The following is a 21,371-nucleotide window of genomic DNA, read 5'->3' as shown; positions in this document are numbered from 1 at the left end:
GTAGGAGCAATATCCATACAATTTCCGACCTCCCCTCTACGCATTCATGTAAATTCAATGTAAAATACTCAAAGTTCAGTTACTTAGAATAATAATATGGAATACGGACCAATCAGCTTTTACGCTATTTTTATTGCCGTTGTGGTGCTTGGAGGCAGCTTAGGTGGGCTCTTGCAAGCGATGCGTTCAACGTCGTCATATAAGTTTCGCAAACCTAAATTCAAGAGTGCGAATAGCGCCGCCCCAGAGTACTGGGACTTAGGTGGATTCGGTGTCATTCTAGCCGGTGTGATCTCAGCATTTATGGCAATCGGTGTGCTCACCATGGCGGGCGCTGCAGACTTCAGTCCGGTCAGTAAGTATGCATTTAAATCATATCAAAATGGGGAGCACGACTCCCACCATCAAAACAATGACGAAATACTCATTCCTGTTGCGATGTTTTCATCTGCGCATAACGATAACGCCGTTGAGATCAACCGTATTATCAAAGTGGTCGTAGAGCACAATTTGAAACGGGAAAATGACTCAATTACCGGTTCTGATAAAGCATTTTGGACTTGGATTAAAATCTTTTCATTCTCTATTTTAAGCGGCTTTGGTGGTGTAGGACTCGTTTCTAGCGCCTACAAGCGCTACGTTGGCGAAGATGAATTCAATGACATCCAACAAAAGGTGAAAGAAGAGTATGAAATAGCACGTAAGAATACCGTAGAAATCGCACTCCAACGCGCTAGGGAATTGATTGCAAACACACAGTACGATGAAGCAATTAAGGTTTGTGATGACATTCTTACCAACATCCATCCAAACCATGCAAGAGCAATTGGCATAAAAGCCAGAGCACTCAGCCGAGATGGCAAGCTCGCAGAAGCCATCAAGCTGCTAGAAAGCGCACTTTCCATTTCAGATATGAGTGAGTCCGTCAGAGCTCGTATGCATTGGAATATAGCCTGTTATCAGACTCGTATAGATTTTAGCGAAGGCTTACCTGAGGAGCTAGATTGTATGGCCTGGACGCTGGGTGAGATCCGCATCCATTTGGAGCGCGCAATTGCGCTTGATGAGCATTTAAGGTTGAAGCTACCCGACGGTGAAAGTGACCTTATTGTGCTAAAGTCGCTCAGTGCGAGAGGTCAAGATTGGTTTGACAATTTAGTGCGAGCACAATAGACTCTTAGGTAAGTTAGCTTGATACGGTGCATTTTCATGAGAGATGAAGACTTTATATAAAAGTTAAAGGTACAAGCACAAATTCACTGGATGAAAATATCAGTGAGTAGAGTAAGCCGCATATTGATATGCGGCTTTTTTGTTTTTAACGCATAAATTTTATACGCGAATTGGTATTAGCAGCAAAACGGTTTCATTTCCTCGCTATTCGTTATATCTTGCCTCACCAGATAATAATAATCAGGGGCAAAACGTGCTTAAGAATAAAACTTTGGGCAGCATGCTGATTGTAGCAGGTACTACAATTGGCGCGGGTATGCTCGCCCTCCCTATTGCATCAGCAGGACTCGGCTTTTCTACCGCTATCGCATTATTAGCAATCACATGGTTGTTAATGACCTATACCGCTTTACTTATGCTGGAAGTACATCAATACGCAGATCAAGACGCAACGCTAAATACACTGGCGAAAAACTTACTCGGTAAAGCGGGCCAATATGTGGCAAATTTTTCGATGGTGTTTTTGTTCTATGCACTCTGTTCAGCTTATATCGCGGGAGGTGGTGCACAACTTCAAAGCAAACTGGTTAGTGTATTAGGTGATGAGATCACTCCCCAACTCGGTTCAGTATTGCTTGCTGTTATCATAGCAACCATAGTGACTTTAGGCACAAGTACCGTCGATAAGCTTAACCAATTACTATTTACCATTAAAGTTATCGTGCTCGCGAGTTTGTTTTTTATCCTGACTCCCTATGTTCATGGCCAACATCTTATCGATATGCCAGTGGAGCAAGGACTTGTTATTGCGGCAATTCCTGTCATTTTCACTTCATTTGGATTTCATGGCTCAATTCCGTCAATCGTTAAGTACGTGGGCGTAGATATCCGCCAATTACGTAAAGTAATGATGTTTGGTGCTTCCCTTCCACTTATCATCTATGTGTTTTGGCAGTTACTGAGCCAAGGCGTTATGGGGCAAGAGAGCTTAATGGCAAGTGAGGGGCTGCCGGGTTTTGTCACCAGTATTTCGTCTATCGCACGCAACGACAACGTACAATTATTTGTGACGATATTTGCAGATTTAGCACTCGCGACCTCATTCTTAGGTGTGAGTCTCGGTCTATTCGACTTTTTTGCTGATGCCTTTAAAAAGCAAGATACCAAGAAAGACCGTATAAAAACGGCGTTCATTACCTTTTTACCACCGCTTGGCTTTGCCCTCTTTTATCCAAAGGGCTTTATTATGGCACTGGGATATGCAGCGATTGCGCTCGTGGTGTTAGCGGTATTTCTACCTGTTGCTATGGTATGGAAACAGAGGAAAGTTAGAGGTAATGATGGATATCAGGTTAAAGGTGGTACGCTTGGACTAGGACTTGCCGCTATTTTCGGTGTGATGATCATTACCTCTCAGCTAATGCAAATGGCTGGTCTTATTCCTAGTTTAGGGTGAGCAAAGCAACTGCAAATTAACATGAACCTTAGATAAGGCATTAATTATCCGAGGTTTAGGTTAACTAGTAGTTTCTGCTAATCTATTTTCCCTAGCCAGTCTCGCTTCTTTTCTATCTTGCATTAGCTTCCAAAAGGTAAAGACTGGCACAAATGCTAAACACAGAGTAGCCACATTAACCATAGGAATAATTGTAGGGTACAGGTAAGTTGAATAGGAGAGATCCATAAAATGTCTGTCGACAAGTCTAAAAAACTGTAATAGCGGAGCTGGAATAATGATTATTTGGGCAAGAATACTTTGCCAAAGATACATCTTATCTTTAACAGCCCAGTAAGCAATAATTGCCATAAAGGCAATGTCTGAAAAGGCCCAATAGATATATCGGTAGATTCTATCTGGATCAGCCGCCCTAATGTAATCAGCGTTAAACGCCCCCAAAACGTAAAAAATAGCAATAAGGCTGGCGTATCGAAGCGCCTTTACATCTCGTACCAACAAACACAAAAAAACAGCCACGAATGAGACCCATATGCTGTAATCTACAAAGAAGAGCCTAACAGGCTCCCAAGCTAACCACATAGACCGTTAACGACCCACACTTGGCTTTTTTTCATTTTCCTCGTCGCCGCCTGAGCCGTTATCACCTGGTAATCTATAATTTTTAATGTTCATCATTTTATCCTTATCGAGAGTTTGTAGAGCAGCTAGAACTTTAGCGAATTCCCTGTAACTTGGCAATAAACTGTAATTAATTTTGCCTCACTTCAATAGGGTCTGACTCTTTAGGTTTACCCTGTAAAATTGAGATTTCAACACGCCTATTGCGGCGTCTATCAGCATCGCTGTCATTGGGAACAAGCGGTCTGGTGTCTGCGTGACCAACCACGACCATTCTGTTCTTATCAAAACCACGAACACGCTCCATCACAGTCGCAACAGCGACCGCTCTCGTCGCCGATAAATCCCAGTTATTGGAGTAAAGTTCGTTAGTGACTCTAAAATCGTCCGTGTGACCCGAAACAGTAATTTCACCGGGTACATCTTTAAGTAATTCTGCAATTTCAGCAATCACAGGTTCAAACTTAGGTTGTAAAAACGCACTGCCTGCAGGGAAAGAACCATTCTCTTGAATACGAATAATGATTTGTTGTCCTAGTGACTCAAGCTCAATTGCACCATCCATTATTTGCTTCTCTAGCTGCTGCGCAATCTTTTTAACAAGCTCGTTTACTTGCTCTTGGTCTGCAGAAGCAATTGCTTGCGTTGACGCCATTTCCTGTGCAGTACTGGCCGACTCACCACCACGCTTATTGCCGCGCTGCTCTTGCCGACCACCCGCAGACGATTCATCACCGGCCTGAAACTCAAGCATCTGTTGCGTCATTTCTACGGTTTGCTGTTGAATCGTTTCAATTGGTGTTGGCTCTGGCTTACCTGGGGTAAATTCCATCGCGATAACGCTGGTACCTTTAGGGATATCCTTTACTTCAATTTTATTTTGCACACCAAAAGCAAACTTCATCGATCCTGCAATTTGCTTAAACTTCAGCACGTCCATTTCGGAGAATGCCAATAGCAGTACGAAGAAGCACATTAACAACGACATGAGATCAGCAAACGTTCCCATCCAGGCCGGAAGACCTGGAGGGGGCATTTACATTCTTTCTCATCTGACATGATTATTCCTCAGCCTCAGCGCCACGTTTAGACTCAGGCAAATAATTTTTCAAGATGCCTTCAATAACTTTTGGGTTTTGACCATCTTGAATGCCTAAGATTGCATCTAAGATAAGGCGCTGGTTTCGCTCTTCTTCATCTTTACGAAGCTCAAGTTTAACCTGAATAGGGATCGCTACCACGTTAGCTAAGAACGCACCATACAAAGTTGTTAAAAGTGCAACGGCCATAGCTGGCCCGATTGCTTTCGGGTCGTCCATGTTAGACAACATAGCCACCAAGCCTATGAGAGTTCCGATCATGCCCATCGCAGGCGCAATATCTGCGAGGGATTTAAATAAACCCGCGCCTAGTTCATGTCTTGAAGACGTCAGGGAAATATCTTTTTGCAGTGTGGCACGTACAACATCAGCATCATGACCATCGACTAGCATATCGACGCCTTTACGCATAAACTGGTTGGGAATTTCGGCTTCTTCTAATGCTAAAAAACCACCTTTACGCGCAGAATCAGCAAGCTCAACGGCTTTCTCAATCAGCTCCTCTGGGGTTTCAATCTTAAACATAAAGGCCTTTCCGGCCACTTTACCAATTCCGAAAAACTGTCCAAGCGTAAAGTTAGACAATACGATAAAAATTGAACCACCAAATACGATAACGACGGAAGGCGTGTTATAGAACATAGCGATCTGGCCATCACTACTTAGTACCATGGACATTACAATTAAACCTATGGCACCCAGGATCCCTATTACCGTTGCTAAATCCACATGTCCTCCGGGGGAAGTTATTTGTGATAAATCACGCAGTTATTATTGTTTGAGTTATCGGCAAGTTTTTCTACAACTTAACACTATTATATTAAAAAGTGTTTAAAATGCGAGTTTATAGCAGATCTTGTAATGCCGATACTCGGTCAGATCAAAAAGTCTCTGGTTTTTTTGACCTTGGCGCGCAATCCCCCTAAAATTGCCACACTTTTACTTTACGGGTCAGCGTGACATATGGCGGTAAAAAAACCTGATAACTTGAGCTTTGAAGAGGCCATGCAAGAGTTGGAACAAATCGTTGCAGACATGGAAAACGGTAGCCTACCTCTCGATCAAGCACTTAAACAATTTGAGCGTGGGATAAAGCTCGCAAAAGCGTCAAACCAAAAACTTCAGCAAGCTGAGCAACAGGTCGCTATTTTGATGGGCGAAGATGAGCAAGCACAATTACAGTCATTTGATAACGAAGCCTAATGTCAGCAAAACTACAAGAAAAGCTCCTGTTTGCTAAAACTCGTGTTGAGAACACCGTTTTACACTATTTTGATAGTGTGCTTGATACCGAAGAGAATATAAAAGCTGCTACTCGTTACAGCATAGAAAATGGTGGTAAACGTTTACGACCATTTTTAGTGTATTGCACTGGTGAGCTATTTGGTGCGGTTCCAGCAGACTTAGACAAGGCCGCCGCCGCCATAGAGTGCGTTCATAGCTATTCGTTGGTGCACGATGATTTACCCGCAATGGATGATGACGAACTTAGGCGTGGCCGTCCAACTTGCCATATTCAATTCGATGAAGCGACAGCTATCTTAGCCGGTGATGCCTTACAAACTCTGGCTTTTGAGCTGTTAAGTGAACATCAATTCGCAGTAAACCAACATGCCCAAATAAAAATGATTTCAGTGCTAGCCAAGGCATCGGGTCTACAGGGCATGGTTGGCGGTCAAGCGCTTGATATAGCCGCGACCGATCGTTCAATTACCATAGAGGAACTTGAACGCATTCATAAGCTAAAAACAGGTGCGCTGCTAAGCTGTGCTGTAGAGCTTGGGATCTTATGCGGCAATCCAGAGCGAGTTACGGAGCAAGCATGTAATGCAATACGCACTTATGGTCGTGCAATTGGCCTAGCATTCCAAGTCAGAGATGACATTCTTGATGTAGAAGGTGACACGATAGTGCTTGGTAAGCCACAGGGTTCTGACTTGGAACATAATAAGTCTACCTACCCTGCATTGTTAGGTTTAGAGCAAGCAAAAGAAAAAGCCGAACAGTTGATAGATGAGGCACTGGATGCACTTACAGTAATCGACGGTGACACAGAAATACTTGCAGATTTAGCAAAATACATCATAGATCGAGAATATTAAGCTGACGTATAAAATAACTGCGCCAAGCTAAGAAAATAGTCACAAGTACTTTGTAAACGCTGGCTAACATAATATCATGGCCAGTTAGTGAAGAATTTTAATAATTATGAAGTGAACCACGCGAGGAATTGCGCTGAGATTCACTTAGGACTCTGATAAATACCATGAAACTTGATAGTAGCAAGTATCCTTTACTCGCGTTAATTGACGACCCAAGTCAACTCCGTCAATTACCCCAGCACAAGTTAACCGCGTTTAGTGATGAGCTTCGCGAGTATTTGCTGAACTCAGTCTCTCAAAGTAGCGGTCATTTTGCATCTGGCTTAGGCACTGTAGAGCTTACCGTGGCTTTACACTATGTATATAACACACCAAGCGATAGGCTAGTTTGGGATGTAGGTCATCAAGCCTATCCGCACAAGCTACTGACAGGCCGAAGAGATCGGATGCATACTATTCGCCAAAAGGATGGCTTACATCCTTTCCCCTATAGAGAAGAAAGCGAATACGATACGTTTAGTGTCGGCCATTCTAGTACCTCAATATCAGCGGCACTTGGTATGGCAATTGCTGCTGAAAAGGAAGGCATTGGACGTAAAACCGTCGCCGTTATTGGTGATGGTGCAATGACCGCAGGCATGGCATTTGAAGCCATGAACCACGCTGGCGACATCAATCCGGATATGTTAGTGATCCTAAACGACAACGAAATGTCTATCTCGGAAAACGTTGGCGCACTTACAAATCATTTCGCGAAGATCCTTTCTGGTAGTTTTTACACCAATATTCGCGAAGGCAGCAAAAAACTGCTGTCCGGCGTGCCTCCAGTTAAAGAGCTTGCAGGTCGCATGGAAGAGCATTTAAAGGGGATGATAATCCCTGGTACCTTCTTTGAAGAGCTAGGTTTTAACTATATAGGGCCAATTGACGGACATAATGTAGAGACGCTGGTAGATACGCTGCGTAATATGCGAAACTTAAAAGGTCCTCAACTATTACACGTTAAAACCCAAAAAGGGAAAGGCTATAAACCAGCAGAAGCAGACCCTATTGGTTATCATGCAGTGCCTAAGTTTGATCCAAGCGTGCATAGCTTACCCAAATCCAAACCCAGCGCACCGACCTTTTCAAAAGTGTTTGGTGACTGGCTCTGTGATATGGCCGCACAAGATAATAAGCTGATGGCTATTACACCGGCAATGCGTGAAGGCTCTGGCATGGTGCGCTTTTCTAAAGAGTATCCGGCTCAGTATTTCGATGTCGCTATTGCTGAGCAACATGCAGTAACGCTTGCTGCGGGCTTCGCTTGTGAAGACCTCAACCCAGTTGTTGCAATCTATTCTAGCTTTTTGCAACGCGCATATGACCAACTCATTCATGATGTCGCACTACAAAATCTACCAGTACTTTTTGCTATTGACCGCGCAGGTGTCGTTGGTGCCGATGGTGAAACACACCAAGGGGCTTATGATTTAAGCTTTTTGCGCTGTATTCCTAATATGGTGATCATGGCACCAAGCGACCTCAATGAGTGTCGCCAAATGCTCTATACTGGTCACCGCCTAAATAGGCCAGCTGCGGTAAGATACCCTCGAGGTAGTGCAGGAAGCGCAGACATTACCTCCGAAATGACCGAGCTAGAAATTGGTAAAGGCAAAGTAGTGAGAGAAGGTGAAAAGCTCGCTATTTTAAGCTTTGGTACTTTGTTCGAAAACGCGCAAACTGTTGCCGAAGAGCTAAATGCTACACTTGTGGATATGCGCTTTGTAAAGCCTTTAGACACCGCACTTATCGAAGAGTTAGTGGTAACTCACGAGCGCTTTGTAACACTTGAAGACAATGCGATTGCTGGTGGTGCAGGCTCTGCTGTGAGCGAATATCTAATAGCTCAAGGTCATCTAAAGCCAATCAAACTACTCGGCCTACCTGATGAGTTTATTAAGCATGGCTCGCAAACTGAGATCCACGCTGAATTGGGCTTAAGCAGTGAAGGAATAAGTCAGCAAATTAAGGCTTGGGTAAATCCACAGTCTTGACTCTGAGCAGTTCTAAAAAAGGCTTCCATTTGGAAGCCTTTTTTATTCTCCATCTCTCGTCTTGAGATACGTTGACAGTTTAAAAGCTAGTGACGAGCTTTACCTCATCCACACTCTTACTTCCGCAAGTCCATTGCTTTGCAGAAGTTGTAACTGAGACTCTATATTCGCGCTTTGCTCAAATTCGAATGCATCCAATTGATCGTCAAAGAAGATTGTCGCAGCACCATCACCGCCACGTTGTTTGACCTGATGTAATGCGATATCAGCTAGGTTCACAGATGATTCCCAACCAATAACCTTGCCGCCCAGTAGTGGTAATGGATAATATGACCAGCCCATCGACACCGTCAATTTGGTCGTTTTACCATTCGGTAAGCGGTAATCCGTTTCAGCAATCGCCTTACATAAGTCGCTAACATACTCTTCAATAAAATCTCTGCTAAAGTCGCGCAATAGTAATAAGAATTCGTCACCGCTCCAACGGACGACATAATCAGAACCTTGCGTTCGTGTATTGAGTAACGTAGCTAATTGCTGCAAACAACTATCACCGCCAATCGGGCCGTAAGAGTCATTAATTTTGCTGAAATCGTCGATGTTCATAATCATCAATACCAAGCTCTTATTTTGAGCCTGCAGCGACTGTGCATTGCGCTGATAATGCTCGACATCTTTTGGTAACTGATCAAAGAGGAAGCGACGACTACGTAGTCCCGTCAATTCATCTGAGTGGCTCACAAGCTTAAGCTGAGTGTTAACCTGATTGAGCTTTTCGTTGGCTTTCCTGAGCTCTGTAGTACGCTCAGCTATCAACGCCTCTAGCGCTGCTTGCTTTCTTCTTTCTTGCGCTCTAAATACCCAAAATATCAGATAGAACATAAAGATAAACGCGCAGGTAATAAACAGCCTAAAGTAAATCGTCTCATCGAAACGGCGCGGTAACATAATGGATAAGTTAAGCACCTTCGCCTGCTCCCAATCTTGCCCTTGGCGCTTAGCTTCTAAAACAAAGGTGAAGTTTCCTGGTGGTAAATTAGTATAAATTGCTTCGCGTCGTGACTGGGCATCACGCCACTGCGTATCGTGCCCTTTTAGCTTGTATCTAAATTCAATGCTATGCGGCGCGTAAAAGTCGATTGCGGTATAATTGATAGTTAGATCACGCTCAGAAGTATCAAGCTGGATCACTTGATTTAATGACTCGGTGCTAAATACTCTATCGTGGGTAGACAGTGATTCTAATCTTGGCAATAAATCCCCGCCACCAAAAAGCTGGACATTTTTAGGGATCTCAACAACACCTTGTAAGCTGGGGTAAAAAATAGCAGACTCGGTTTCAACCACTGCATCATGCCCAAGCCCTGAACAACACTGGCTTGGTCTGCCATCAAGCTGTCTATCAAATGGGCTTATTACTTGTTCAACTTGCAAACTCTCTATAGCGTGACCAAATTGCGCAACGGGCATGCGATACACCCCTTTCATCGTGCTCACCCAGATGAGCTGGTTGCTCTTGTCATAATGCAGCGAAAATATCGATCCGTAAGGCAAACCATTTGAAGCATCAAGCTGGTACCAATCCCCGTCTGAGGTGCGATAGAATAACCCATCATTGAGGGATCCAACTAAAGTCGTCACAGTATCCAAATGCAGAATACTGGTAATATAAGCGGTATCCAAGGACGTTTGAGAACCAATTTTTTCGATCCCCTTATCGTTATAACGATAAGCGCCTTTATTAGTTCCTATAAAACCGTACCTTGGGAAGTCTTCAACAAAAGTAACGAATTGGCTACCTAGGAAGGCATTATAGGCAAACGGCGTTATCCCTTGTAATCCAGACGATACAACCCCCTCCCCGTACCAAACCACATACCTCCTCGGTTTGAAGGGCTAAGTGAAAATACAGGATTTTGCCTGAGTTCTCGCTCATTTAACTTTTGCAGTGTGCCATCTTCGTAGATAAGCGCACCGCGATCAGTACCGAGAATGAGCTTTTCACCAAGAAATTCTAAATCGTGTATTACAGAGCGATTTAACTGAGCACTTGTGAGCACGGGCTGATAACTATCATTTAGCCCGATAATACCGAGACCTTCTCTACTAGCCACCCACAATTGACCATTTGGGCCTTGAGTAATGGCTGAAATAGCTTGATTTGTCCGTTGGCCGATATGATGACGCTCAACCTTACCTGAATGAGCAAGCCAAAGCCCCTCATTTAAACTGGCAAGCCAAATATTATCATCGTCATCCATAAAAATATCGGCAAACCAGATGCTCTGGTCTAGTTGAATTGGTTCAACCGCTTGCCAAATGCCATTATTTTGTCGGTATAACAACCGACCATAGGTGGAAACCCACAGGCCACCTTCTTTATCGTTAAGAAACTTATATACCGCGTTATTACCTACTTCTTGGTAACGGCGTAATACTTCATCAATATCTAGAAAATACGCGCCCAGCTCCGACGCTAAAAACAGCTTTCCATCGACCCAAGCTAAGTCATGTATGATGGTTTGTGCTAACTGTTCGGGTAGTGATACTTTACTCGCCAATTCAAGCCTAACCCCATCGCCAGTGCGGTTACTTGATTCGCTGATTTTAAGCAAGTGACGCTCATTTACTAACCAGATACCATCAGGTACTAGCGCCATTTTAGTCACTGAGCCTACAATTTGATTGATTTGAGTAACGTCTAACGTGCTTTGCTCTATGTTATTGGCAGCTAAGGTCAGCTTTTTAGCGGAAACATAATACAGACCATTTGCAGCAATCCAGATCCCGCCGTCTTCATCTTGCAGGATATCCCGTACAGGCCCCTGTAAATCAAAACGTCGAGCCTCTAAGGTTTGTGGATTGAGTCTTAACAGTCCTCGACGTGTGCCAACCCAAAGCATGCCAAATCGATCCACCACCAACTTATTGATGGCATTGCTATTTAAAAACTCGGTATTTTGCGTGTTGAAGTTTTGAAATTGATGGCCATCAAACCGGCTTAGACCAAATTGAGTTCCAATCCAGATATAGCCCTGATTGTCTTGAACGACACTCTTAACGCTTTGTGACGGTAATCCACTTTGGATATTCCACTGTTTAACCACGTAATCATCTATCGCCGCAAAACTCGTCATTGGTAGCAGCAAAGTGAAAATGAAAAACAATAGCCTTGTCATCTCGATTCCATCACATCAGCATAGTTAGACTAAAATGCCAGTTTTAAACAAAGCTTGCACGCAAATCAATGAAAAAATGCCAGCTAATACATCATCTAGCATGATCCCAGAACCACCGTGCAAGCGTTTATCGAGCCATCTTATCGGACCCGGTTTCAAAATATCGAAAAAGCGGAACAAAATAAAGCCGACGATTAATGACTGCCAGCTAAGTGCCGCCCCTATCATGGTAATATAAAAGCCAGCCACTTCATCCCACACGATGGCAGGATGGTCGTGAACATTAACATCGCCCGCTGTTTTGCCACACACCCAGATCCCAAATAACGTCATGACAATTGCAACAAGACATTGCAGCCAAATTGGTGTGCCTTGGGTTGCAAAAATAAACGGCAATGCGGCGAATGTGCCGAAAGTGCCTGGTGCTTTTTTCGCTAAACCAAGACCAAATCCGAGTGCAAAGAATTGATGTGGCTTCTTTAAATTAAATACATACTGCTTAGCCAAACCAACTCCTAGCTAAAATGCTCAAAACCAAGCCCTGCAAGCTGGTAAGGTTGACCTTTTTTAAGCAATTGAATTTCACCATTATTGGCCGTAATTTGGCCAATACAAACTGGCTCAACACCATATTGCTTTAATCTGGTTTCCACGGCATTTTTATTATTATCATTGACCGTGAATAGTAATTCGTAGTCATCACCAAAACCCAGCGCAAGTCGCATGCGTGCGTCTTCATCAAGACTTGAACGCAGCGCGTCAGACTGCGGGACTTTATCCGCGTTTATCTTAGCGCCCACTGTTGAGCTGCGTAAAATGTGCTTAAGATCCGCGAGTAGACCGTCTGAGATATCAATTGCTGAGGTTGCGAGGCCTCTAAGTACTTGACCCGCAGCAACCCGTGGCGCTGGGTAGTGAAATTTTTCAAGCGCCGCTTTGTGGTGTTTTGGCTCAAGCGTCCAGCCTTGCTTTCGCGCTTCGATTGCAAGCCCTGCGTCACCTAGCGGGCCTGTTACATAAATCCAATCCCCCACTCGGGCTCCTGAGCGCTTGAGTGCTTTACCGGTTGGCACAATACCCTTTGCACATACGGTGATAGTCAATGGACCTTGCGTCGTATCTCCACCTATCACCTGTACGTTATAGTACTCAGCAATTTCATGCATGCCCTCAGTAAAAGCTTCTAACCACTCCAAATCAGCGCTGGGTAGTGTTAAGCCAAGCGATACCCAAGTAGGCTCAGCACCCATTGCAGCTAAATCGCTAAGATTCACCGCGATAACACGGTGGCCAAGTGCCCGAGGTGGTATATCTTCAAAAAAGTGCACACCCGCAACTAGCGTGTCGGTTGTTACCGCAAGCTGGTTCCCAGCGGGGATCGAAACCAAGGCACAGTCGTCACCGATCCCAAGCTCTACATCTCGGCGAGTAATGCCGCGGCCTTTAAAATAGTGATTGATTAGCTCAAATTCTTTCATACACAAAAAAGCCGGCCAAGGCCGGCTATTCCTATAGTAAAGCTTATTTGCGAATAAACTTAACCGCTTTGTCTAGTACACCGTTAACAAATTTGTGGCTCTCTTCAGCGCCGAACATTTTCGCCAACTCAATACCTTCGTTGATAGCCACTTTGTATGGCACATCTTCACGGAATTTAAGCTCATAAGCACTAACACGTAACACGGCAAGCTCAACCATATCCAACTCTTCAAGTGGACGAGCTAAATGCGGACGAATCGCTTCGTCTAGCTGCTTTTGGTTAACAACAACACCACGCGCTAAGTCTTTGAAGTATTCGACATCGACTTTAGTTACGTCGTTTTCGATCAGCATTTGCTGTTCGATATCGGCAATTGGGTTACCACTTAGCTGCCAAGAATAAATAGCTTGTAAAGCAAGTACACGTGCTTTGCGTCTAGCTGCTGGTTTCACTGAGATTCCTCTTAAATTTGCTCTAGCACGTTCACCATTTCTAGAGCTCCAAGGGCGGCTTCTCCCCCTTTGTTGCCCATTTTAGTGCCCGCGCGCTCGATAGCTTGCTCAATGCTTTCAGTAGTAAGTACACCAAAAGCAACAGGGATGTCATAATCTAATGAAACGCTAGCTAAGCCTTTGTTAGACTCGTTAGCAACTAAATCGAAGTGTGGCGTACCACCACGAATAATCACACCTAGCGCAATAATCGCGTCGTGCTCTTTTTTCATCGCAACGCGTTTTGCTGCTAGTGGTAGTTCAACCGCTCCCGGTACATATACAACCGTGATGTCTTCATCGCTAACACCACCGGTACGCTTCAACTCATCAACAGCGCCTTCAAGTAAGCTGCTACCGATAAAATCGTTAAAACGTGAAATGACAATGGCAAATTTTTTGCCAGGAGCGTATTTATTACCTTCGATTACTTTCATTAGATGTTCCTAATCTGTATGAGCAATTGCCAAATTGAGGCGCATGATAGCACAGTAATATGGCAATCGCCTACTATCTGAATATAGGCGATTGCGATCAATTTGGCATTTTGGAATTATTTTGGTTCGACGTATTCAACCACTTCTAAGTGGAAACCAGACAGTGCGTGATATTTCTTAGGTAGACTCATTAGGCGCATTTTTTGAATGCCTAAATCAGCCAAAATTTGCGACCCCACACCAACGGTGCGAGAAGTACCTTGGAATTTACGGTAGTTTACTTGTTCACCCGCATCTTCCGCAGCAAAGGCCTTAACCAATGCTTCTATCTCTTCACTACGTTCTTGTTTGCCAAGAATAACTAATACACCTTCGTTGTCGGCGATGTGTTTCATGGCACTTTGCAGTGTCCAGCTTCTATCAGCACTACGATCGGAATGAAGAATATCGTTAAACGTACTTTGCAAATGCACACGTACTAAATTGGCTTCTTCCGATTTGATCTCGCCTTTAACCATCGCATAGTGAAGTTGATTATCAATGGTGTCTTTGTAAGTCACTAGGTTAAACTCACCGAACTCAGTAGGAAGTTTACACTCTGCTACTTTTTCGATAGTGGTTTCGTTTAAGTTACGATACTCAATTAAATCAGCAATGGTGCCGATTTTAATATCGTGTTCTTTTGCGAATACTTCTAGTTGTGGGCGACGTGCCATAGTGCCATCTGGATTTAGAATTTCAACAATCACAGATGCAGGTTCCAACCCCGCCAAACGTGCTAAATCACATCCAGCTTCAGTATGACCTGCGCGCGTTAAAACCCCACCAGGTTGCGCCATGATTGGGAAAATATGACCAGGTTGTACAATATCTTCAGGCACAGCACCTTTGGCAACTGCAGCTTGCACTGTACGAGCACGATCTGCCGCTGAAATCCCCGTCGTTACGCCTTTCGCAGCTTCAATAGACAAAGTAAAGTTGGTAGAGAACTGAGCGCCATTGGTTTTCACCATTAGTGGCAAGTTCAGCTGCTCACAGCGCTCCTGTGTCATGGTTAAACAGATTAACCCGCGACCATATGTTGCCATGAAATTAATTGCATCTGGTGTAATGTGCTCTGCTGCAATGATCAGATCACCTTCATTTTCTCGGTCTTCATCGTCCATCAAAATAACCATTTTACCGGCTTTAATGTCCGCGATGATTTCCTCAGCACTATTTAAACTCATAGTTTTCCCATTTTTACTTTGTCTGTGGCTACTTTATAAAGCCAGCTTTCGCCAATAGACTGGTTGTGAGAGTGGACTCGCTGGCAGCGCTTGGCTCACCCTGAATTAGTCTTTCGAGGTAGCGGGCGATTTGATCAACCTCTAAGTTTAGTTTTGACCCGACTTGAAAACCTGCAATCGTCGTTTCTTGCGCCGTGTGTGGCACTATGGTCAATTTAAAGCGATTTTGTTCCACGGCATTGACCGTCAAACTGATACCATCAATGGCAACCGAACCTTTATACGGAATATACTTCATTAGCGATGATGGCGCGGCCAACCAATAGTCAGTCGCTCTGGCATTAGCGGTTATCTCAACCACTTCAGCAATACCATCCACATGGCCTGACACCAAATGACCGCCTAGACGTGAAATCGGCTGCAGTGCCTTTTCAAGGTTGACCTTTTGGCCTTGTTTGTACTCGGCAAAACGCGTCAAACTTAAGGTTTCGTTAGAAACATCGGCTTTGAAGCCATCATGAAACTTCTCAGTTACGGTCAGGCAAACCCCGTTGGTGGCAATGCTATCACCCAAGTTTACATCGCTCATATCAAGAGATGTTGTGGTCACACGAACAATTAAATCGCCGCCCTTGAGTTGCAATTGAGTTAATGTTCCTGTTGCTTCGATAATACCTGTAAACATTTTACTTCTCTTTAGTCGCGATAAGTTTGAGATCAGGCCCCACTTGGCAAACGTCGCCAAACACTAACTCAGGTATTTGCGACATGGCGCTCAGTGGTGTGGTGTTAAACAGCCCTTTTCCAGCGCCAATTATTTTCGGTGCCAAATAGACGATATACTCATCGATTAGCCCTTGTTCATGCATTATACCCGCTAGGGTGGCACCAGCTTCTAACCAAACATAATTACAGTGCTTTTCAGCCAGCTTGTTGAGCACGGCTCTTAAATCGAGCTTATCACTGATTTCAGGCACGACAATTTGCTCTACGAAATGAGGCCATTGCGCTGAATTATCAATAGTACGGCGAAAAATAATCACTGGAGATGCAATTTTAAATAGCGCAAGATTTGGTGTCAGACGATTTTGTGAGTCAATAATCGCACGTATCGGCTGGCGTAGCTCAGATTGAGGATAATCGGTGTCTTGCAAAAACTCCTCACGAACATTGAGTCTGGCGTTGTCTACCATAACCGTATCGGCTCCGGTCAAGACCACGCAGCTTTGCGCGCGGTGGCGCTGTACGTCTAAGCGCGCCGCGGCTGAGGTAATCCATTTGCTCTGGCCATTATTTAATGCAGTTTTGCCATCAAGAGAAGCGGCAAGCTTGCAGGTCACGAACGGCAATCCATACTCCATTCGCTTCAAGAAACCGGTATTTAGCGCCCTTGCTTGTGGCTCTAGCAAACCAAAAGCCGTTTCAATTCCCGCGGCCTCTAACATTGCCAATCCACGCCCTGCAACTTGTGGATTGGGATCAACCATGGCAGCAACCACTCTGCTGACGCCTGCGTCAATCAGACCTTTTGCACACGGCGGCGTTCTGCCATAGTGACTGCATGGCTCAAGCGTTACATAGGCAGTTGCACCAGCGGCCTTAACTCCAGCTTGCTTAAGCGCATGCACTTCAGCATGACCTTCACCTGCTTTTAAGTGCGCGCCTTCACCGACTATTTCATTGTCTTTTACGATCACACAACCGACATTGGGGTTTGGCGTTGTGGTATATTTACCGCGCTTTGCAAGCGCGATGGCGCGGCTCATGTAATCATGGTCTTGCGGTGTGAACTGGCTCAATCCCCCAACCTCGCAATTTCTTCACCAAACTCACGAATATCTTCAAAAGAACGATATACCGAAGCAAATCGCACGTAAGCCACTTTATCGAGCTTTTTGAGGGCTTCCATAATGCATTCGCCAATCATGTCGCTGGCTACTTCGCGTTCACCAGTGCCACGAATTTGAGATTTAATCTGATGTACCACTTCTTCTATTTGTTCTGTGCTGACAGGACGCTTTTCCAGCGCTCGGTGCATACCATTGAGTAGCTTATCTTCATTGAAGGGCTCTCTGGTACCGTCTTGCTTTATCACTCGCGGCATTACGAGCTCAGCACCTTCAAAGGTAGTAAAGCGTTCGTGGCATAAAATACACTCACGACGGCGACGAACTTGGTGGCCGGAAGCAACCAAACGTGAATCTATCACTTTGGTATCTTTGGCTGTACAGAATGGACAATGCATAGACGCTCTCGTTGACTCAAAAACAAAAAAGGCCGCTTGAATGCGGCCTTAATCATAACAAAAAACTGCTTTTTTGTGAGCGAAATTATGCGTAAACAGGTAATTTAGCGCAAATTGCTTTTACTTTTTCTTTCACTTGTGCCTGTACAGACTCATCATTGATGTTGTCTAGTACGTCACAGATCCAGCCAGCAAGCTCTTTCGACTCAGCTTCTTTAAAGCCACGGCGAGTGATCGCAGGAGAACCGATGCGAAGGCCAGAAGTAACGAACGGTGAACGCGGATCGTTTGGTACTGAGTTTTTGTTTACTGTGATGTTAGCGCGACCAAGTGCTGCATCCGCATCTTTACCTGTGATGTCTTTATCAATCAGGTCAAGTAGGAATAGGTGGTTTTCAGTTTTGCCAGAAACCACTTTATAACCACGCTCTTGCAGTACCGCAACCATAGCTTGTGCATTTTTAACCACTTGCTCTTGGTATGACTTGAACTCTGGTTGTAATGCTTCTTTGAACGCAACCGCTTTCGCAGCGATAACGTGACATAGAGGACCACCTTGGCCACCAGGGAATACCGCTGAGTTTAGCTTTTTGTAGATTTCTTCATCATCACACGCAGAGATGATAAGACCGCCACGAGGACCCGCTAGTGTTTTATGCGTTGTTGTTGTTACAACGTGTGCATGAGGCACTGGGCTTGGGTAGATACCAGCAGCAACGAGGCCCGCAACGTGCGCCATATCAACAAGTAGGTAAGCGCCTACTTTATCAGCGATTTCACGGAACTTAGCCCAGTCAACGATACCTGAGTACGCAGAGAAACCGCCAATGATCATTTTTGGCTTGTGCTCAAGTGCTAACGCTTCAACTTGTGCGTAATCGATTTCGCCTGTTTCTTCGTTTAGACCGTACTGGATAGCATTGTACGTTTTACCAGAGAAGTTTACGTGTGAACCGTGCGTTAAGTGACCACCGTGAGCCAGGCTCATACCTAGCACAGTGTCATGTGGCTGAAGTAGCGCTTGGAATACCGCTGCGTTTGCTTGTGAGCCAGCGTGAGGCTGGACGTTTGCGTAAGTAGAACCAAATAGCGCATTGGCACGGTCAATCGCGAGTTGCTCAACCACGTCAACGTGCTCACAACCACCGTAGTAACGCTTACCTGGGTAACCTTCAGCATACTTGTTTGTTAGCTGAGAACCCTGTGCTTCAAGTACACGTGGGCTACAGTAATTCTCAGAAGCGATAAGCTCGATGTGCTCTTCTTGACGTGAAGTTTCTGCTTCAATCGCTGCAAATAGTTCTGGGTCAAAATCTGCAATATTCATGTTACGTTCTAACATGGTTTCTCCTAGGTAAACGTAAGGGTATTTTTAAAGACAATCTAGCATCACAAGATAACCAGTTTGCCTATGAAATCAGCATGGGCATATTTAAGCAGGGATTGAATTTATTTCACACCCCTATCGCGATGATATTTTTTTATTTAAACATTAATATTTTAAATAAGACAACCTAAGTTGCATTTGAAAAGCTAATATAGTTGTGAAATTGAACATACTTAAGCGGGCCAATTACCCACTTAAGTGTTCATTCTCATTTAGTTCAGCTTTGCCAACATCGCTGCTTTCAAAGCATCATAATCCGCGCTGAGCGGCTCAGCTAAACATGGTTTTTGCAATGCATCGGCCAAGGGTTTTGGCATATCAAGCTGCTGATTTAAAACACCTTCTACAGATTCTTTAAACTTCGAAGGATGCGCAGTAGCAAGGAAAATGCCGGTTTCACCTGCTTGCGAATCCAGTGCTAATCCTTCGTAAGCTATCGCGGTATGTGGTTCAGCTAGATAGCCTTTGCCATGCAACTCTTGCATGACCGCCTGAGTACGCGCTTCCGACACCGAACGTGAATAAAAGTCATGTTTGTTAAAATCACCTCTTTCCAGCATGATTTCAACACGAGGCCAGTTATTAGGTTTACTCACGTCCATCGCATTAGAGAGTGACTCCAAAGTGTCGTTTGGTTGCCACTCACCCGACGCAATGTAACGGGGCACAGTATCATTTTGGTTTGTCGTGGCACTTAACTTGGCAATAGGTAATCCAATCGCCGCCGCAATCATCGCCGCACAGACATTACCGAAGTTACCACTTGGCACCGAGACATGCACATTATCACGCTGCGATTTAGGTAATTGCGCTAGCGCTTCAAAGTAATAACACACTTGCGCCACTAAGCGGCTGATGTTGATAGAGTTTGCTGAATTGAGGCCAAGATTTTGCTTTACTTCGTCATCAAGGAACGCGGATTTCACCATCGCTTGGCAATCATCAAAACTGCCATCTACAGCATAACAATGAATGTTTTTCCCAAGTGTAGTAAACAGCTTTTGTTGGGCAAGCGAAATTTTGCCATGGGGGTAAAGGATCACCACATCGACATTTTCTTTTTCGTAAAATGCATGGGCAACGGCGGCGCCAGTATCACCGCTTGTTGCCGTAAGGATAGTCACGCGCTCCCCCTGATTAAACATGCTAATGCATTCCGCCATAAAGCGGCCGCCAAAGTCCTTAAACGCCAATGTCGGTCCATGGAAAAGCTCTAAACAATGCTGATTTTTAGCAACTTCTACTAACTTAGCTGGGAAATTAAAGGCGCGTTCTACCATTGCATCAAGCGTATCTTGTGGTAGCTCATCACCAATAAGGTGATGCAATACCTTGGCACTACGCTCAGCAAAAGGTAATTCAAGTAGTGCATCAACATCCGCAATACGCTCAAATGTAGGAGGAAAAAATACCCCTTGGTTACGACCTAAACCGATTTTTACCGCTTCAACAAATGAAACAACCTGATGTTCGTCTTTTAAATTCACTAATTTCATTACTTTTGATCCTTTAATTCTCTTGTGCCTAGCGCATCTAATCGGCAAATATGGCTAAAACCCGCTTCATTGATGTAATTTTGTTGCAACCATTGCTGCACTGCGTTTGCCTGTTGCTCAGACTTACAAATGGTAAATAGTGTGGGCCCAGCCCCTGAAATACTCACCAGCTCGGCACCTAGGGCTGGCAGCACTTCTTGTGCTTCGCTAAAGCCGGCAATGAGTGGCGCTCTCGCTTCCTCGGCAATACTGTCTTTCATCATCGACAGTGCTTTGTCAAATTGACCTGACTGCATCAATAAACAAAAGCCCGACAGTCGCTGGGCAAATTCCACCGTATCATGCAAAGAAAACTGCTGCGGAAGCGCTTGCCTAGCTTTCGCTGTATTCAATGCAAAGCCTGGATAAGCAATGACATAAAACCAGCTTTCATCATGCGCAACACTAATTGCTTTACTTGGAATGCAGTCCGCAGTCAGTTGTAGTCCACCAAGGTAACATGGCGTGATATTGTCGTAGTGACGACCGCCACTGACCTTTGCTTCAAAGTCGGCCATCAATTCAATGAGCGCCTCTTGGCTTAATTGCGTATTGGCAAAATCGTTGAGTGCAGCAAAAGCGGCAACCACAGAGCAAGCACTCGAACCTAAACCTGAGCCAACAGGAAGGCCTTTATACAAGGTCATGGCAACCGCAGGCATGTTCGGCGCCACATGCTGTTTAAAGTGCTGTAAACACTGAAACGCCAAATTGTCTTTGGGATCGGCTGAGAGCTTATCGGCATATGGACCAATACAATTGAACGTATCACGATCTGCGGCTTCAACACTGACCTGATCACCCAGTAAACTGCCATCAATAGGCTGGAGTGCGGCGCCAAGAGCATCAAAGCCAACACAAAAATTGCCCATTGATGCTGGGGCATAAAATGTTTTCATT

Annotated in this window: 18 protein-coding genes and 2 pseudogenes; 5 read left to right on the top strand and 15 right to left on the bottom strand. The window is 44.6% G+C overall.

Going from position 1 to position 21,371, the window contains the following annotated elements:
- Nucleotides 1-96: 96 nt before the first annotated feature.
- A complete protein-coding gene (locus B1L02_RS03630; RefSeq protein WP_088529958.1) occupies nt 97-1,173 on the top strand; it encodes a tetratricopeptide repeat protein in 1,077 nt (358 codons plus the stop codon).
- A 253-nt stretch (nt 1,174-1,426) separates the two neighbouring features.
- Complete coding sequence (locus B1L02_RS03625) at nt 1,427-2,629, top strand: aromatic amino acid transport family protein (protein WP_174694548.1); 1,203 nt, start codon at nt 1,427-1,429, stop codon at nt 2,627-2,629.
- A gap of 60 nt (nt 2,630-2,689) precedes the next feature.
- Here B1L02_RS03625 and B1L02_RS03620 read toward each other — a convergent pair whose 3' ends face one another.
- The 3 genes and pseudogenes from B1L02_RS03620 to pomA form a co-directional block, all read right to left on the bottom strand.
- Nucleotides 2,690-3,148 carry a hypothetical protein gene (locus tag B1L02_RS03620; RefSeq protein ID WP_223191934.1) on the bottom strand — a complete coding sequence of 153 codons (459 nt, stop codon included), beginning with the start codon at nt 3,146-3,148 and terminating at the stop codon, nt 2,690-2,692.
- A 232-nt stretch (nt 3,149-3,380) separates the two neighbouring features.
- Nucleotides 3,381-4,309, bottom strand: a pseudogene (locus B1L02_RS03615) (flagellar motor protein MotB).
- A gap of 2 nt (nt 4,310-4,311) precedes the next feature.
- Nucleotides 4,312-5,079 (bottom strand): flagellar motor protein PomA, encoded by a 768-nt coding sequence (gene pomA, locus B1L02_RS03610; RefSeq protein WP_010372079.1) that lies wholly within the window; start codon nt 5,077-5,079, stop codon nt 4,312-4,314.
- A 234-nt stretch (nt 5,080-5,313) separates the two neighbouring features.
- On the opposite strand from pomA, the gene xseB reads away from it, so the two are divergent.
- The 3 genes from xseB (at nt 5,314) to dxs (ending at nt 8,488) form a co-directional block, all read left to right on the top strand.
- A complete protein-coding gene (xseB, locus tag B1L02_RS03605) occupies nt 5,314-5,553 on the top strand; it encodes an exodeoxyribonuclease VII small subunit (protein WP_088529954.1) in 240 nt (79 codons plus the stop codon).
- On the top strand, nt 5,553-6,452 hold the full coding sequence (ispA, locus tag B1L02_RS03600) for a (2E,6E)-farnesyl diphosphate synthase (protein WP_088529953.1): 900 nt from the start codon (nt 5,553-5,555) through the stop codon (nt 6,450-6,452). Before xseB ends, ispA begins: the two co-directional genes overlap by 1 nt.
- A gap of 164 nt (nt 6,453-6,616) precedes the next feature.
- On the top strand, nt 6,617-8,488 hold the full coding sequence (gene dxs / locus B1L02_RS03595) for a 1-deoxy-D-xylulose-5-phosphate synthase (protein WP_088529952.1): 1,872 nt from the start codon (nt 6,617-6,619) through the stop codon (nt 8,486-8,488).
- Nucleotides 8,489-8,587: 99 nt separating this feature from the next.
- Here dxs and B1L02_RS03590 read toward each other — a convergent pair.
- From B1L02_RS03590 to thrB, 12 genes and pseudogenes are all read right to left on the bottom strand, one after another.
- A pseudogene (locus B1L02_RS03590) lies at nt 8,588-11,667 on the bottom strand (two-component regulator propeller domain-containing protein).
- Between the two features lie 24 nt (nt 11,668-11,691).
- Nucleotides 11,692-12,174 carry a phosphatidylglycerophosphatase A gene (locus B1L02_RS03585; RefSeq protein WP_088529951.1) on the bottom strand — a complete coding sequence of 161 codons (483 nt, stop codon included), beginning with the start codon at nt 12,172-12,174 and terminating at the stop codon, nt 11,692-11,694.
- An 8-nt stretch (nt 12,175-12,182) separates the two neighbouring features.
- Nucleotides 12,183-13,145, bottom strand: coding sequence for a thiamine-phosphate kinase (gene thiL / locus B1L02_RS03580; RefSeq protein WP_088529950.1), 963 nt, complete (start codon nt 13,143-13,145; stop codon nt 12,183-12,185).
- A gap of 43 nt (nt 13,146-13,188) precedes the next feature.
- Nucleotides 13,189-13,599 carry a transcription antitermination factor NusB gene (gene nusB / locus B1L02_RS03575; RefSeq protein WP_010372094.1) on the bottom strand — a complete coding sequence of 137 codons (411 nt, stop codon included), beginning with the start codon at nt 13,597-13,599 and terminating at the stop codon, nt 13,189-13,191.
- Nucleotides 13,600-13,610: 11 nt separating this feature from the next.
- A complete protein-coding gene (gene ribE / locus B1L02_RS03570) occupies nt 13,611-14,075 on the bottom strand; it encodes a 6,7-dimethyl-8-ribityllumazine synthase (protein WP_010372096.1) in 465 nt (154 codons plus the stop codon).
- A gap of 116 nt (nt 14,076-14,191) precedes the next feature.
- Nucleotides 14,192-15,304 carry a bifunctional 3,4-dihydroxy-2-butanone-4-phosphate synthase/GTP cyclohydrolase II gene (ribBA, locus tag B1L02_RS03565; RefSeq protein ID WP_088529949.1) on the bottom strand — a complete coding sequence of 371 codons (1,113 nt, stop codon included), beginning with the start codon at nt 15,302-15,304 and terminating at the stop codon, nt 14,192-14,194.
- A 28-nt stretch (nt 15,305-15,332) separates the two neighbouring features.
- A complete protein-coding gene (locus B1L02_RS03560) occupies nt 15,333-15,989 on the bottom strand; it encodes a riboflavin synthase (protein WP_010606132.1) in 657 nt (218 codons plus the stop codon).
- Between the two features lies 1 nt (nt 15,990).
- On the bottom strand, nt 15,991-17,103 hold the full coding sequence (gene ribD / locus B1L02_RS03555) for a bifunctional diaminohydroxyphosphoribosylaminopyrimidine deaminase/5-amino-6-(5-phosphoribosylamino)uracil reductase RibD (RefSeq protein WP_088529948.1): 1,113 nt from the start codon (nt 17,101-17,103) through the stop codon (nt 15,991-15,993).
- Complete coding sequence (gene nrdR / locus B1L02_RS03550) at nt 17,100-17,549, bottom strand: transcriptional regulator NrdR (RefSeq protein ID WP_088529947.1); 450 nt, start codon at nt 17,547-17,549, stop codon at nt 17,100-17,102. Before nrdR ends, ribD begins: the two co-directional genes overlap by 4 nt.
- An 85-nt stretch (nt 17,550-17,634) precedes the next feature.
- A complete protein-coding gene (gene glyA / locus B1L02_RS03545; RefSeq protein ID WP_010372111.1) occupies nt 17,635-18,891 on the bottom strand; it encodes a serine hydroxymethyltransferase in 1,257 nt (418 codons plus the stop codon).
- A gap of 257 nt (nt 18,892-19,148) precedes the next feature.
- Nucleotides 19,149-20,432, bottom strand: a complete 1,284-nt coding sequence (gene thrC / locus B1L02_RS03540) for a threonine synthase (RefSeq protein ID WP_088529946.1) — start codon at nt 20,430-20,432, stop codon at nt 19,149-19,151.
- Entirely contained in the window at nt 20,432-21,370 is a 939-nt protein-coding gene (gene thrB, locus B1L02_RS03535) for a homoserine kinase (RefSeq protein ID WP_088529945.1), read from the bottom strand. Before thrB ends, thrC begins: the two co-directional genes overlap by 1 nt.
- Nucleotide 21,371: the final 1 nt, after the last annotated feature.

It is taken from the genome of Pseudoalteromonas piscicida (genome assembly GCF_002208135.1).
GTDB classification, from domain to species: Bacteria; Pseudomonadota; Gammaproteobacteria; order Enterobacterales; family Alteromonadaceae; genus Pseudoalteromonas; species Pseudoalteromonas piscicida_A.
This window is presented reverse-complemented; position numbering and strand designations above follow the sequence as displayed.